We start from the raw sequence: 16,081 nt of genomic DNA, 5'->3' as shown, positions 1-16,081 counted from the left end.
ACTACTAAGCCAAATTGAAATGAAAAAAATATCGGAGCTTAAAATAAAGAAAATTATTCATAGACCGACTCAAAATTTTGATGAGGAAGGAAAACGTATTTATAATGCTTTTGAATATGATTTATCCTACAATCCCACTCATATAGGAAATGAAAGAGAACGTTTGTATGCTAAGATAATTGATTTGCTTCCTTTTTTCTTATTATTTCAGCTTGGATTTCACATGATTTTTTTCGCTTCATTGCTTCTGTCAATTTTAAGCGTACTTGTAATAGGAACGTTTACAGAATCAACCTTAGGAACTACTGTCGGTAAGAAATTTTTTAAATTGAAAGTGATTGATGATTTTGGTAAAAATCCTAAAATTCTAAAATCAGCATTAAGAAATTTTTTATCTTTCATTAATTTCTTTCCTGTTTTTTCTGACTTTGAACCCGGACCAAATGAATACTGGGCAAAATCTGGAACTAGACTCAATTTCAGCATGCATCTCAACAATCAAATTGCTAAGACTTTTATTGTTAAAGAAGATAAGATTCCTGAAATCAAAAAACTGTTAGCAGAAAAAAAGTAGCCCGAAAATCAGGCTACTTTTACTTTTATTTAAAATCTTTAGAATCTCTTCTCGGCTCTTTCAATTCAGGCCATTTTGCGACTTCGCCTTTATCATTTTCAGGCATTGTTCTGCGCTCTCTGCTTGTAAATTCAGGATCTTCAGAAGCCATGTATGCTAAAGTTGCGGTAAGAATCACGTTGTTTTTCACCTCATCAAAAACAATTTTATCATACGTGTCTTTCGTGGTATGCCATGTGTAACCGAAATATCCCCAGTTTAATGAACTCAAAGAAAATCCGGGAACTCCTGCTGCAACAAATGAAGCATGATCTGAACCGCCTCCACCCGGCATTCCGGGAAAATCGGTCTTGATGTGATCTCTTACATTTTTTGGTACAGCATTCAGCCATTTTCCGATGTAATCATAAGATTTTACAAAACCTTGTCCGGCAATATTCACTACTCTACCCGTTCCGTTATCTTGGTTGAAAACCGCCTGCGTTCCTTTGATGATTTCCGGATTATCTGCTACAAAACCTCTTGAACCGTTAAGTCCCTGCTCTTCACTTCCCCAAAGTCCGACAACGATGGTACGTTTAGGATTCGGATAATATTTTTTTAGAATTCGCATCGTTTCAAGCATTGTTAAAACTCCCGTTCCATTATCTGTTGCACCTTGAGCGCCATCCCAGGAATCCAAATGGGCAGAAAGAATCACATATTCACTCGGTTTTTCAGAACCTTCAATCATTCCTACGGTGTTGAAAGTTTTTGCTTCCGGAAGGATTTTAGACTGTGCATCAACCTTAATTCTTGGTTTTGAACCTTTTTCAGCCATTCTGTATAACATTCCGTAATCTTCTATATCAATGTCAAACATTGGGATTTTTGAAGTTTTAGCTCCGAAAATACGATTGGCTCCCATAATTCCTGTCCAGTTTGAAATCGCAATTCCTGCCGCACCTGCTTTTTCTAAAGCTTCAGGAAGGGTGTTGTTATCATAACCGATGTTTTTCACATAGTCACGGAAATCTTTTGAAGCCTGCTCTTTTTCTGCCTTTAATTTTTCGTATAATTCAGGGGTGGCAAATTCTTTGATCTGTTCATCGGAACGACCTATTTTCTGGTATTGCGCCATCAAAACGATTTTACCTTTTGAAGAAGGAAGCCATTGATCAAACTCCACTTTAGTAGAAACTTTAGGCAGAATAATCACTTCAGCTTCGACTGCTTTTTTCGTTGAAGGACTCCAAGCCAATTGAGTTGCGGAAAGAGATTTCACTCTCGGATAAACCATATCGACATGTGTTGTTCCTCTTTGCCAACCTTTCCAAGTTCCAAACTGTTGAAGATTAGCTTCAATTCCCCATGATTTTAATTTATTGACTGTCCATTCATTAGATTTCAGCATTTCAGGAGTTCCGACAAGACGAGGGCCGATTCCGTCTAATAATTCGAATGCCATATCTTCCAACTGAGAATGGTTATTCGTTTCATTAACAAAATTCTGAACAATAGGATTTAATTTCTGTTCCGTCGATTGTGCATTGACAAACTGACTCGCCAAAACCACTGCAGGAACTGCAAAAAACGTGTTTATCTTCATACTTTTTATTGATTGGCATAAAGATAAAGTTTATTAGTGAAATTAAAATTTTGATCTGTAATTAAAATTTTCAAACCATTAAGAATATTGAGTTTTCAAGATTAAATAAGCTAAATATCTTTTAAGATTAATCAAGATTAATGATTTAGCAGAAAGCTTTTTAATCAATTTTATCAATCATTAAAAGAACTTAAAATTTCAATATCCTTAATGGTGAAAAAACACTTGGAACAATTTTATGCTTTTTTTTATAATAAATTTTACTAAAAAAAATCTGTGTAATCCTTAGGCAAAATTTTATCCCACGGATTTCACAGATTTACACAGATGTCATTTGGTATTTTCTCTTTTACCTTTTTACTTATTTCTTGTTTCTTTTTATAACGGATACTTTATCGCCTTATCCAGCTCAATCGGATTATTATACTTTCTGATATTTTCTTTGAGCCTTTCATTCACTTCGCGGGAATTGTTTTGTCCGACTTTCGTCCCGTCATTAAGATAAAATTCGTCACTTGAACGGGTTTGCTGGGTTGCATTTCTCAAATAACCAACCGGAGAATCATAATATTTCAGCTTGGAGTCTCTGTATTTTTTATTATCAACCGAGACACTGTTTTCAACCATATAATCGATATACATATTGTTTTTAGGCTTTTCAATTTTCTGCGATTTTACCAGTTCAAATTTGTAATCTTTTTTATCATCAGAAAGTTCTACAATTAAGCCGGGAAGTCCGTGAAATTTGTAAGGCCCTTCCTGAAAAGGAATATCAGTTGTAAACCACGCCGTCCATTTTCTTCCGCCCCAATTCGTTGTGGCTTTTTGTAAATTTAAATCTTTAACCTTTCTTTTCTCATTGGTCAGTTTCCAATTTTGAGAATCTTTTGAAGAAAGTTTCAGAACAACATTTTCCAGAACATCATAATAATCATAATCTGCAGAACCTGGTTTATGGGTTACAATATGAGAAGTATTAAATTTTGAGCCATCTGTAACAGGCAAATTGTTTGTAACCAAAGAATCTCCGATATAAAAATCGCGCGGATAGTATTTTACTAATTTAGGTTCGATATCGAGATGATAATTTTCTTTTGTTGTGATATTTTGCGTAGAATCTTTTTTATACTCTACGTCATAGATAAAACGCTGAGTTTGAGATTTTGCTACAAAACCGGCAATTAGAAAAGTTGATAATAGTATATTTTTCATGTATTAGTTATATCTGATTATTTTTCGTTAACAAATTCCTGTTCTTCCTTAGAAAGTAAAATTGCAGTTTCTTTTTCATCTTTAACGGGAATACCCTGCCAAATACTTTTAGTAAAATCAACTTTTGGGTCTAAACCTTTTTCATCAGCTTTTGTAAATGTGTTGTAAACAATTTCTCGCATCGTTTTTTTTACATGGGTTTCATCTTTATAGAAATAGGTGAATTTATCGCTTTCCACCCGCGAAACTGCTGGAATATACACTCCGTCTTTCTTATAAAATTCATAGGTGTAGGTCGCAATTCCGCCTTTTACCGTATACTCTTTTCCATCTGCAGCTATTTTTTTTTCTGCTGCCAGATCTTCCTGATTGTATATAATCTGGTAAGACGTGATGACTTTATCAATCTTATTATATCTCAGGTTTCCGTCTAATGTTACGCCGTAAGAAGTCTTTAGCTTAAAGTTTATCAATTGGTCATCCTCTTCTTCACCGACTATTGTTCCTGAAAATTTAGCATTAGAAGTTTTCATAAACCGCAATACTCTATCGACTTCATGATTAAAAAAATAACTTCCGATGTAGTCGTGATTAACCTCTTTCATTTTTGCAGAGAATACGCTGTCGGTAGCATTTCTCTTCAGATATTTAACGTTGTTCAGCTGTAGCTGGATAATGTCGTCGTATCTTTTGTTGTATCCGTCTTTGAAATTATACCAGTTGGTTTTGCTCCAAAGTTTGGCTTCAGAAATTGCCATAAAATACAGTTTATCATTATTAGAATATTTATTTTTCATGACAACATCATAGACGGAAGTCTTATCATAATATCTTTTCTCGTAATTTTTAAATACATCCTGAAAAAGCTTTTTAATATCAATACTTACAATTTTCACTTCTTCAATTTCTTTAAAAACAGGTTGAAGTTTAATTACAGAACTGAAATTTTTAATTTTTTCTTTTTTAAAACCTAAAGCAGAAACCTCAAAGTCTTTTGAAGTCGCATCAACAGGAGCAAAACCATCTTCATTGGTGTAAACAAGCTGTTCCTGCAAAACAATTCTTGCGTTTGAAACAGGTTTTCCCGTTTCGGAATCAATAACCTGTAATTTTTGTGCATTTAAGCAAACTGATAATAAAACAAACAGAAAGTAAAAATGTTTCATAAAAATTATTTTACATTAATAAACTCTTGCTCTTCTTTGGAAAGTAATACAGTCGATTCCTTGTCGTCTTTTACAGGCACATTCAGCCAAATGCTTTTATTGAAATCTACCTTCGGATCGAGACCTTTTTTATCAGATTTTGTAAAAGTATTATAGATAATTTCGCGCATAGATTTTTTCACATGTGTTTCGTCTTTGTAAAACATAGTGTAATTATCACTCTCAAACCGTGTTAAAGCAGGAACATACACCCCGTCTTTTTTATAAAAATCATACGTTAGCGTCGCCTGTCCGTATTTATAATCAAATTCCCTTCCGTCAGTTGAAATCTTCTTTTCAACCGGTAAATCATCCATGATGTAATTCGCCTGAAAAAATGTAATGACTTTATCAGCTTTATTATATTTGATATTTCCTTCTACATTCGTTCCTCTTTCTGTTTTAATTTTAAAGTTGATCGATTGCTCATCTCCTTCTTCAGAAATAAGCGTTCCGGAATATTTAGTCTTATGGAATTTTATGTTTTGAATATTTCGGTTCAGCTCGTAATTGAAAAAATAATTTCCCAATTCTTCATGTGAGAATTCTGCAGTCTTGGCAAAAAATATACTGTCTGAGTTATTCTTTTTCAAATATTTTACGTTATTAAGCTGCATCTGGAGAATATCATCGTATCTTTTGTTATAACCATCCTTGTAATCGTACCAGTTTTTTCTGCTCCATAGTTTGACTTCAGTAATAGCCATAAAATGGAGTTTATTATTATCAAAATACTTATGCTTCATCACCACATCGTATAAAGAAGGTTCGTCGTAATATCTTTTATTATAGTTTTTAGACACATCTTCAAATAGCTTTTTAATATCTACACTCACGATTTTCACTTCTTCAATATCCTTAAAAACAGGTTGAAGCTTAATTACAGAACTGAAGTTTTTAATTTTTTCTTTTTTAAAACCTGTAGCCGAAATTTCAAAGTCTTTATAAGTATTATCTACAGGTGCAAAACCATCTTCATTGGTATAAACGAGTTGATCAGATAAAATAATTCTTGCATTTGCAATAGGTTTTCCCGTTTCGGAATCAACAACCTGTAATTTTTGTGCGCTTAGAAAAGCTGATAATAAAACAAATAAAATAGAAAGATGTTTCATAATAAAAGTTCCGCTATTGGTTATTAGCGGAACAAATATAGATTCAAAAAACAATACAATTCTACATGAAATGATTTATTTAATATTATTTGTGAATATTTTACTTTTTTTAAGGATATTTTCTGAAAAATTGCTTCTGTAATCATCATCTGATTCAGAGAATTCATTAGTAACAAGATTGGTTTCTTACTGAATGTGTATTATAAATATAAAAAAAGCCGACTGAATCAGTCGGCTTTATCTGTTTTTATTTTTTTGATTCTTCAACAGAAACTTTTCTGAAGTCTTTGAACAATTTGCTTAGTTCCAAAGCTGCTTTACGAGCTCTTGTTCCAGCTGCTTTGTTTCCTTTTTCTACTTGTTGGTTTGCTTCAGTTGTAAAAGCTTCGAATTCCGCGTTGATTTTTTCAATAAGTTCTTTCATGTCTATAAAATTTAGGCTGCAAATATATGTTTTCAGACAATTCCAGCCTAATGGTTGAGGTTTTTTTTAAGCCAATACATGAAAATATAACATTAAAAACAAAAATATAACGAGAAAATGCTGCTCTCAGCCAAATATTAACATAATAATTCACTTTTTGAACAATATTTTTTAACATTTGAATTTACTTCAAAAGTAGTTCGTGTGCCTTCTTCCCTACTTTTTCAATTAAAACGAGACTTTCAGAATTCAAGTAATCAGAAAACACAACTCTGAAACAATGTTGATATTCATTCGTCACAGAAAAAGTTGTTCCCGGAGTAAAATGAATCTTCTCAGCTTCACAATAATTGTAAAATTCTGTCATATTTATTTCTTTCGGTAATTCGCACCAGATACTATAACCGCCTTTTGGCTGATGAAAATAAGATGTTTCAGGGAAATACTTCTTTAAAGCCGATAATAAAAGCATAGCTTGCTGATTAAGTTTCTTTCTAAACGAACGAAGATGACGGCCGTAGCTATTATTTAGTAAAAGTTTTACGATTAATTCCTGATAAATTGGCGAAACAGATCTTCCTAAAGAAAATTTGATCTTTTCTGCCTGCTGAAAAAACTTCCCCGCATTTAACCAACCCAAGCGAATTCCCGGTGCAAGGCTTTTAGAAAAAGACGAAAAAGTCATTACATTTTCATCATCAAAATTCTTGAGACAAGTTGGTCTTTGTTCGGTAAAATAAAGATCTCCATAAATATCATTTTCAATAATCGGAATTTTATGCTTTGCTGAAGTAGCCACCAAATTCTTTTTATCAGAATCGCTCATTAATTTCCCTGTAGGATTATGAAAATTCGGAGTAATGACTAATGCTTTTATGGTATGTTCATCACAAATTTTTTCAAAATAATTGATATCAAAACCATTTTGAATATCCATCGGAATTTCAATAATTTTAAGCTTTAAACTTGCTACAATTTCAAGCACAGAAAATACACAAGGACTTTCTATTGCAATCACATCACCTTCATTCGTTATCGAACGAAGAGCAATATATAATGCCTGTAATGCACCGTCTGTGATTATAATTTCATCCGGATGAATGTTGGTTCCAAACTTTCGCATTCTGTCAGAAATAAGATTTCTCAATTCTTCTAAACCATTTGAAGGATAATACCGAAGTAAGGAAGCGCCTTTTTCTCTGATGATATTCTGCATGGTCCGAAGAATCAGTTTTTGCGGAATCAAAACATCTCCTGGAACTGCATTGTTGAAAGAGTTGGCTTCCGAAGATTTATTCCTCGCTGAAGTCAGTTCAAGATTATGGATAAAATCTACATCTCTGGATATTGGAAAAAAGGTTTTTGGTAATGCCTGACTACTATTTTCAAAATCTTTATCAACAAAATATCCTCGTTTCGGAATACTTTTCACAAGACCTTTCATGATAAGACTTTCATATCCGCTCTGTATCGATACAATGCTTAGACCGAATTCTTTTTTAATTTCGCGGATTGATGGTAATCGCTCCCCTTTCAGCAAAACTCCTTTATTGACTTTATCTTCTATAACCGAAGTGAAAATTTCATATTTATATGAAAACATTTTTAAAATCTATACTGCACAAATTTATAAAATTAAAATCTGTACTGATTATTTTTAAAGAATCTGTATCTATATAATAAATCATATTCTATTTACTTTTGATAAAAAATAGGAAATGAAAATAATTTCAAAATTTGTAATCGGTTCTGATCAGGGTGTTTCTGATTTTTTATCTGTAAAAAAACAGGCTTTCAGTTATCTTCATAAAAATTTCATTGATAAGCAACAAATTGATGATTATACTGAAAAGCAATTTGATGAAAGAAAAGTAATTACACAACTGAATGATCTATCGAATCAGCTTATCATAACTTATAAAGAAGATTTATCCATTGCATATTGTCTTTTAAAAAGCGGTTCAAATAATTCTGCAGTTTCTGAAAATAAAAGAACAACAGAAATAGATTTCGTTATTCTTGAGGATCACGACTCAGAAGAGGTAAGAAATTCACTTTACAATAAGTTTATGACAGCTTCAAAATTCACGGATATTGTATGGATCAATATTTTACAGCAAAATACGCTTAATGATTTCCTGAAAAATAAAGGCTTTATACGTATTGAAAATTCATTAAGCCAAGAATTTGGTCTTCCAAGTTACATTTTAAGCCTCGATATAAAAGCTTTGCATTGATAAAAAATCAGATATTCAGCTTTAATTCTTGACTAATTTCAAACATATCACTTTATCTATTAAATATAATAGAAAATATTATCAATATTAACATTATTTATGATTAGTAAATGTATTACATTTGACAAATAAAACTATTACTAATATCCCTCATAATTAAATGTATCAAGTAACCGATGAATTAAAGAAAAATGGCTTTAGCATTAATCTTGTTTCAAAAATAATCGAACGAAATAATTTTTCGAAAAAGTTTAATACAGCAGACTATTTTTGTATTTATCTGGTCACCGAAGAATTCAATATTATAGTTGAAAACGAAAAATATGACGTTCCGGCCGGCAATGCCGTTTTTATCGGTCCACAAAAAAACGTGGAGTTTGGAAATACTTTGGGAAAAGAAATTTATGTAATTGCATTTTCAAAAGAATTTTTCGATAAAACTTCCAAAGACAGCATATATCTCAATTCAAATATTTTTTTCAATTACAGATCTCATATTTTTGTTGCTCCTTATTTCGGAACGAATGAATACAACAAAATAATTCTTGTTGAGAGATTAAAAAGGTTTGCGGAAACAGGTAATCATAATCTTTACATTTCTGCTGCACATAATGCCATTGAAAGTTTAATTTTAGACGCCCACCTCTATATTGACCATAAGAATGATCAGAAAGAAGAACATCTTGAATCTGTAAGTTTAGTAAACCGATTTACTGTAATTCTGCAAAGAGATTACAAAACACAAAAAAAAGTTTCCCATTACGCAAGTGAATTGAGAGTTTCTGCGAGAAAACTGACAGAAATGACAGAATTCGTTTATGGGAAATCTGCAAAGCAAATGATTATTGAAAAGGTTGCATTCGAATGCGAAAAAGCAATTAAGTTTTCAAAGAATACATTATCGGAGATTGCATTCGAACTTGGGTTTAATGATGAAGGAAATTTCACCAATTTTGTAAAAAAACACACCGGCAAAAAACCATCAGATATGAGAGAAGTTGCTGTATAATCTAAAATTCTCACTTAAAACACATACAAGAAACCACTCTATCTAAAGAGTGGTTTTATTTTTTATAAAAACTATAAATCAATTGATAACCAATTATATAAATTTTATTTTTAAGTAAAAATTTATAAATTTTTACGTAAAAATTATTAAATCAAACCCACAGTAAATTGCACTACGTATTTATACTGATTAGATTTGCAGTATAAGATTAGAACAACAGATAAAAATATTTCATTATAAGAAAATAAAAGAACACCAAATCACAAAGTTTTTATTAGTATTTATTTATTCTTTTCAATCAATACATTCAAATAATATTAATAAACTTTTCATCATCAGTTTTTAGAGGTAACAGGATTCAATATTAATTTAATAATGAGTCCTGTTACCGATTTTTCATTAAACACAAATATTATTCAACAAATATTCAATTTTAACGATATTTTTATATGAAATTGGAAATTATAATTAAAAATACACTTTAATTATTCAAAACACAATATCTTACACCCATTTCTGTAAAAATTCACAAAAATTAAACACATTTTTGCAAATCCCAATCTCTAATTGTTGTATACATTTGCATCCGAAAAGAATAGATAAACATCTACATTAAAACTGATTGAAATGAAACAATTTTTATTGACAGCATTAGCTCTTGTAGCTTTTGCAACATCGAAGGCTCAACAAGTTAAGCTGAATGTAATCTTAAAGCCTATCCAGACTCTTGTAGTAAACGATGAGCAGAAAACTGTAAATCTTGAGTACTCTACTACCAATGATTACCTAAATGGAGTTGGCAAAACCAACCAAGATCACTTGACAATTTACAGTACCGGAGGATTTCAGGTAAAAGTAAAAGCAAACAATGCAAACATGCAACTTGCCGGAAAAACTATGGCTGTAAATACAGTAAAACTTACTGCTTCTGCAGGTTCACAAGCATTGAGCAATGCTTCTTACCAGTCTGACTTATCACTTACTGCAAGTGAAACAACTTTGGTGTCATCTTCTAATGGTGCTGTAAACAAAAACGTTAGCGTAAAGTACCAAGGTGCAGGAGCTAATGCATACATCGACAATTATGTACCAAACCAAAACCCTTCAACCTATACTGCGGATTTGGTTTACTCTATTGTAAGTGCATAAAAACAATTGAAAACTGATTTGATGAAGAGTGTTACAATATTATGTTGTAGCACTTTTTATCGTAAATAATTATCTATGAAAAAAGTTGCTTTGGTATTCTGTTTTTTGATTATTCAAATCAGTGCACAAACAGGGCTTTCTGTCTCTCCGCCGAGGGTTTACTTCGATACTACTCCCGGAAGCAGCAGCACCCAAAAAGTTACAGTAACAAATGTAAGCGCCAAACATTCCCTTGATCTTGCAGTAAGCTTAGGAGATTGGGAATATGACGAACGAGGTGAAAATTTAATGCATCCCGCAAATACACTTGAAAATTCGTGCGCTCAATGGATCAGTATCAATAAAGAAGACACTTATTTTTCACTGGCTCCCGGAGAAAGAAAAGACATTAATGTAACACTTACCACTCCCACTCTTGAAAAAGATAAGCTTGCAGCACATACAGCCTTACTTTTTGTAAGCCAGATGAATCCTGTCGACGGAACAGACAGTAAAGGCGCAAAAATAAAAGTAAGTGTAAAATCCGGCATTAAAATTTTTCATAAAAAACCAGAAACTACAGCCCGAAAAATTGAAATTCAGGATCTGAAGTTTGACACTGCTAAAAAAATACTAAATCTTCAATTTGCAAATCATTCTGAATTGTGGACTGACGGTAAAATCAGCACAGATCTTATCAACACTACAACAGGAAAAAAAATATCAATCGACCCGACTGTATTTTATACACTTCCGGGAGATGTTAGAAAATTAAGCATTCCGGTAAATGCTCTTGAAGAAAAAGGATCATACAATTTATCAGTCTTAATCGATTATGGTGATGATAATGTTTTGGAAATGGCTGAACTGAATTTTAACTATGAATAAGTACTGCATCCTTTTTCTCCTCATCTTTAATTTTGCTTTGAAAGCTCAGGTTTCTGTAAGTTCGTGGACAAATTCGTATATGCAGATCAACAATTACAACGGAAATACTAATCCTGATGCATATACAGTGACTTTCGCAGGAAACGGAATTTTTAATGTTCCTCACTGGAGACTTTCTGCACGTCTGCAACAAAATATAGTCTCCGAAAACGGACAATATACCATTCCGGGAAATAAAGTTTCTTTCCAGCCGGTGTCAACAACCGGGCAAGCTACTCCGGGACCAATACCTTCTATGGCACAGATCGGTGCAGTATCAAATGTTTTTTTGCAGGAAAATGTTGAAGCTTTTTTAGTTCCGCAATCCAATGCAGCCATTTACAACAATCCGTCGAGTCCGAACGGATATTACAGTTTATCATTAAAATATGCCATCACTTTAATGGGCGGCGCATATCTCGGAACTTATCCCGCATGGACGAGATTCAACGCAACCGTAGAATTTACAGCGTACGACCAATACAATAATGTGATCGGAAGAATACCGCATACATTCCAGTTTCACATTGCAACGCTTTCGGGAACTCCACCCGTAACTCAGGAAATGTCTATGATATTAGATTCGAATGCATCAAACGGAACACTTGTCTTCGATAGTATGCAGGACTACAGCAACGGAAACAGTATTACTTATTCCAATGGTCTTAAAGTAAATACCAATACTAACTTTCAGGTAAAAGTACGATCTGTACAAAGTAATATGACTTCAACGCTGGGTTACACTCTTCCGGTATCTGCTATTCGGGTAAGATTGCAGCCGTTATCACAGGGAAATCAGACCATTTATCCGGTTACACTTTCTACATCGAGCCAGATTTTGGCTAAAGGAAATGCTACCCAATCGACATCCTATAACTATGATTTGATCTACTACTCTGTCGCCCAGGATCCTAATCTGATTAATGCAAAACCCGGAGAATATTCTACGACTTTGCAATATGAAATTACGCCTCAATAAATTATCTGATGAGCCTTAACTGCAGAAATAAATTTCTGTTTTTTATCTTATTTGTAGTGTCTTTTATAAAAATTGGCGCACAGTTCAGTCAGTTTCCTGTAACAATGGAGATTGAAGAAGATCATAATCCCTCAAAATCACGGCTCATCAATATTGTTATTGCGTTTCAGAATAATGGCTCTGAGACATTTACCGGAAAACTTCATACCATTTTACCTCAAGGTTACAAAGTAATCTCAGGGACTGATATTCCAATTAATCTGCAAAAAGGAGAAAAAAAATATATTCCGATAAGACTGATTGCCGAAACCAATGCAAAAGCAGGAAGTTCGGAACTTAGGATTCAGCTGTTAAGTAATTCCGGCGTTATTCTGTCTGAAAAAATCACCACCCATACGATCGAAGTAGATAATAATCTGACCATGACTTCATTGTCACCCATTATTTTCAGAAGTGCAGATAATGAACCTGTTTCAGTAAAAATACGAATTGCCAACACAGGAAATGTTCCTCAAAGTATAAGTTTGGTATGTAAATTTCCTGATGCAGACAAAGGAAACGTTTTCGTTGAGCAGCAAGCCGAAATTGGTGTAAAGCGAGATTCTGTGTTTACATTTACGTATCAACCATCAAAAAGTCTTTCAGGTACAGCAAACTATGTAATCAATATTTCAGGATTTAGAAATCCGGAAAAGGAAATTTTTAATACAACCAGCATTACCGTACAAAATATCGCCAGCAAACAGCGTTATCAGGAACCTCAATACAGCAGTATTACTGATCCTTTTAAAAATGAAATCACAACATCTTTCAGAAGAGTCGGGCAAAATCTGAATATGTATCAGATCTACGGAAACGGAGGTTTTAATCTTCCTTCCGGTTATCTTTTTTTGAGAGGAAATGCTTCCATCTTCAGCAATCAGCAGCTTCCTGTTATTACCAATACCAATATCAGTCTGTTTCAGGGAAATAACGAATATCATATAGGTTCTGTAAATAAAATGTTTGAAACAACGCTTTCCGGAAGAGGTGCAGAGTACATCCGTCATTTTGGTACCGGTAAAAAAATAGAAATCGCCTTTGTAGACCAAAATTTTAATCTGATCGAAAAAAATGCTTTTTTAAAAAACGGCTACGGATTTTTTGCAAAAGGAAGCCTGAATACGAATAATGATGATAGAAATGCATCTGCAGCCTACATTTACAGATATGACCCTTTTGAAAAAGCGAAACATCATATTTTGGGAACTGAAGGCAATTATGCTTTTAATAAAAAATGGAAGCTTAACGGGAAACTCAATACAGGATTGAGCTCATACGAAGAACAGGATGTTCTGAAACCTTCTTTGGCGTTTGAAACCAATTATAAAGGTGCTATAAATGAATATGACATCAATGGTAATTATTTTTACAGTTCTGCTTATTTTCCGGGGAACCGTAGAGGAAGTATGCAGATACAACAGAATATTACCAAAAATTTTGGCGATTATAATTTTTTTACAAGCTTTAATTACTCCAATTTTTCTCCAAAGTTTTACTTTTTTACCCGAAGTCAGATTTCGGATAATACCAGATTTGATTTAGGTTTAAAGTTTCCTAGTGTAAAGAAGCTCAATTTTGGGTTGATTTATCAATATCAAAACGAATCTTCAAACAGTTTCAATAATTTTTTTGGAAACTGGATGAGCGAGGAAGCTAAACAGATGAGCGCACACCGATTAATAGAATCTTTAACGTGGTCTGACAATAAAACAAGACAATCTGCAGTGCTTTCTCTTGAAAACGGATTTGTGCAGTACCCGCTTCAGGATTCTCCACAGTTTCAGCTGAGATTTAATGCAAATTATAACTTCAGGAACCTGAACTTTAATGCAATTTATCAGAAAGGAAGCTATTATCTTTCCGAGTATGCATTTACATACCGCATCAATAAAGATGTAGAGTACAAAAAATTGGCACTTTCGCTGTTTTACAACGAACAGTTTTTAGAACGTAAATTAAGCATAAGCACCGGAGCTTCTTATGCAGATGACATCATTTACGGAAAAGCACCGTCTGCTTTTATCAATGCAAAATACAATGCGAAAAAATTCGGAGCTTTCTTCAATTCGTCGTGGTATAATTATTCTGTAGGAAGTTTATCAAACAATATTCTGACACTGGAAATCGGAATTACGATAAACCTTAAGAAAGCCGTACTCGATCCCGGAAAAAAAGGAAAAATTCAGATTTTTACTTTCTATGACGAAAACAATAACAATATTTACGATCCTGAAGAAAAACCTGCGAATGATTATATCGTAAGCATCAATAATGTTGTGCTTAAAACGGATGCATTGGGAACAGCAATGTACAAAGACGTTCCTTTCGGAAGTTTTGAACTCAAACAATTGATACAGCAAGGTTGGTATTATGATGAACAGAAACTGGATCTCGATAAATACAATTACCCACTGCAAATTCCGCTTCACCAAAACGGAACAATGACCGGAAAATTATTTCTGGATTATAATGCTGCAACATCTTTGGAATTTGATATTAAAACCTCCTCTATTTATTTTAACATCCTGAAAGACAACCGACTTATTGAGAGATTCAGTGCAGATGATGAAGGTAAATTTACATCATTCCTTCCGACAGGAAATTATACCGTCATTATCGACGAGGCTTCTCTTCCGAACAATGTTTATTGTGAACAAAAAATCAAAGAAGTTAACATTAAGGCCGGTGAAATAACAAAAATCCCTGACTTTGTCATTAAGGTTAAAGAAAAAAGGGTTAATAAGAAAACCTTCAGCAATTAAGCCCATCTAAATTTTACTTAAAAACTTCATTAAAAATTTGCGTAGCTAAATAACTACATATAAATTTGTAGTCAAATAACTTCATAATGAACTTAAGAAGAGATGTATTTCAGGCAATCGCAGATCCTACAAGAAGGGCAATTCTGCTTTTAGTAGCTTCGCAATCGATGACTGCAGGTGCAATAGCGTCTAATTTCGATACGGCAAGACCTACCGTATCTAAACATTTGCAAATACTTTCAGAATGTGAACTCCTGACTCCCGAACAAAACGGAAGAGAAATCATTTATCATTTGAATCCAAAAAAAATGAAAGAAATAGCTGATTTTATAGAACCTTTCCGTCAAATGTGGGATGAAAGATTCAATAAACTGGAATCGATCATGAAGAACTACAAAAACAAAAATTAATATGGAACTGAAAACAAAAATTAAAGCTGAAGAAAATTCACAGGAACTTTTCATTACAAGAGAATTTGACCTTCCATTGGAATTGCTTTTTAAAGCTTATGAAGATGCTGAAATTGTAGAGCAATGGATGGGAACAAAAGTCATTAAGCTGGAAAACCAAAAACACGGAAGCTGGAGATTTGAGACATCTCACGACGGGCAGGTCGTATTTTCTGCAACCGGTGTTATTTTGGAATTTGTTCCCAACGAAAAGATCACCCGAACTTTCGAAATGGAGAACAGTCCGTTTCCTGTACAGCTGGAATTCCTGACTTTTGAATCAACAGATGAAAATAAAAGTAAACTGATGATTCAGCAAATCTTTAAATCAATTGATTACAGAAATCAGCTTCTGAAAATGCCTTTTGCAAAAGGTTTAAGCATGGCGCATGACAGACTTCAGGAAATTTTTAACCCTTCAAAATAATTC

At 33.2% G+C, this 16,081-nt stretch carries 15 protein-coding genes; 9 read left to right on the top strand and 6 right to left on the bottom strand.

Annotated elements, in window-relative coordinates; all coding sequences use genetic code 11:
* The first annotated feature begins 19 nt into the window (after positions 1–19).
* A complete protein-coding gene (locus tag BA768_RS20635; protein WP_065722266.1) occupies positions 20–574 on the top strand; it encodes an RDD family protein in 555 nt (184 codons plus the stop codon).
* 25 nt (positions 575–599) lie between these two features.
* Here the strand turns inward: BA768_RS20635 and BA768_RS20630 are convergent, their stop codons facing one another.
* The 6 genes from BA768_RS20630 to BA768_RS20600 form a co-directional block, all read right to left on the bottom strand.
* Positions 600–2,162 (bottom strand): M20/M25/M40 family metallo-hydrolase, encoded by a 1,563-nt coding sequence (locus tag BA768_RS20630; protein WP_065722265.1) that lies wholly within the window; start codon positions 2,160–2,162, stop codon positions 600–602.
* 378 nt (positions 2,163–2,540) lie between these two features.
* The gene (locus BA768_RS20625) at positions 2,541–3,374 is read right to left on the bottom strand and encodes a GLPGLI family protein (RefSeq protein WP_065722264.1); all 834 of its coding nucleotides are present in this window, start codon (positions 3,372–3,374) and stop codon (positions 2,541–2,543) included.
* A 17-nt stretch (positions 3,375–3,391) separates the two neighbouring features.
* Positions 3,392–4,540 carry a carboxypeptidase-like regulatory domain-containing protein gene (locus tag BA768_RS20620; RefSeq protein WP_065722263.1) on the bottom strand — a complete coding sequence of 383 codons (1,149 nt, stop codon included), beginning with the start codon at positions 4,538–4,540 and terminating at the stop codon, positions 3,392–3,394.
* A 5-nt stretch (positions 4,541–4,545) separates the two neighbouring features.
* A complete protein-coding gene (locus tag BA768_RS20615; protein WP_065722262.1) occupies positions 4,546–5,694 on the bottom strand; it encodes a hypothetical protein in 1,149 nt (382 codons plus the stop codon).
* Positions 5,695–5,941: 247 nt separating this feature from the next.
* Positions 5,942–6,118, bottom strand: coding sequence for a histone H1 (locus BA768_RS20610; RefSeq protein ID WP_034678341.1), 177 nt, complete (start codon positions 6,116–6,118; stop codon positions 5,942–5,944).
* 184 nt (positions 6,119–6,302) lie between these two features.
* Positions 6,303–7,721 carry a PLP-dependent aminotransferase family protein gene (locus BA768_RS20600; RefSeq protein WP_065722260.1) on the bottom strand — a complete coding sequence of 473 codons (1,419 nt, stop codon included), beginning with the start codon at positions 7,719–7,721 and terminating at the stop codon, positions 6,303–6,305.
* A gap of 115 nt (positions 7,722–7,836) precedes the next feature.
* Between BA768_RS20600 and BA768_RS20595 the strand changes: the two genes are divergently transcribed.
* From BA768_RS20595 to BA768_RS20560, 8 genes are all read left to right on the top strand, one after another.
* Entirely contained in the window at positions 7,837–8,355 is a 519-nt protein-coding gene (locus BA768_RS20595; protein ID WP_065722259.1) for a hypothetical protein, read from the top strand.
* Positions 8,356–8,515: 160 nt separating this feature from the next.
* A complete protein-coding gene (locus BA768_RS20590) occupies positions 8,516–9,364 on the top strand; it encodes a helix-turn-helix domain-containing protein (protein ID WP_065722258.1) in 849 nt (282 codons plus the stop codon).
* 627 nt (positions 9,365–9,991) lie between these two features.
* Positions 9,992–10,513, top strand: a complete 522-nt coding sequence (locus BA768_RS20585) for a hypothetical protein (protein WP_065722257.1) — start codon at positions 9,992–9,994, stop codon at positions 10,511–10,513.
* A 75-nt stretch (positions 10,514–10,588) separates the two neighbouring features.
* Positions 10,589–11,380 carry a molecular chaperone gene (locus BA768_RS20580; RefSeq protein ID WP_065722256.1) on the top strand — a complete coding sequence of 264 codons (792 nt, stop codon included), beginning with the start codon at positions 10,589–10,591 and terminating at the stop codon, positions 11,378–11,380.
* Positions 11,373–12,398 (top strand): hypothetical protein, encoded by a 1,026-nt coding sequence (locus BA768_RS20575; RefSeq protein ID WP_065722255.1) that lies wholly within the window; start codon positions 11,373–11,375, stop codon positions 12,396–12,398. The genes BA768_RS20580 and BA768_RS20575 overlap by 8 nt, the downstream gene beginning before the upstream one ends.
* 8 nt (positions 12,399–12,406) lie before the next feature.
* The gene (locus BA768_RS20570) at positions 12,407–15,202 is read left to right on the top strand and encodes a hypothetical protein (RefSeq protein ID WP_065722254.1); all 2,796 of its coding nucleotides are present in this window, start codon (positions 12,407–12,409) and stop codon (positions 15,200–15,202) included.
* A gap of 86 nt (positions 15,203–15,288) precedes the next feature.
* Positions 15,289–15,612, top strand: coding sequence for an ArsR/SmtB family transcription factor (locus tag BA768_RS20565; RefSeq protein WP_065722253.1), 324 nt, complete (start codon positions 15,289–15,291; stop codon positions 15,610–15,612).
* Position 15,613: 1 nt separating this feature from the next.
* The gene (locus BA768_RS20560) at positions 15,614–16,078 is read left to right on the top strand and encodes an SRPBCC domain-containing protein (RefSeq protein WP_065722252.1); all 465 of its coding nucleotides are present in this window, start codon (positions 15,614–15,616) and stop codon (positions 16,076–16,078) included.
* Positions 16,079–16,081 lie beyond the last annotated feature (3 nt).

This window comes from Chryseobacterium sp. CBo1 (assembly GCF_001693475.1).
GTDB lineage: Bacteria > Bacteroidota > Bacteroidia > Flavobacteriales > Weeksellaceae > Chryseobacterium > Chryseobacterium formosense.
The sequence above is the reverse complement of the archived record's forward strand: the minus strand, read 5'-3'. Positions and strand labels throughout refer to the sequence as shown.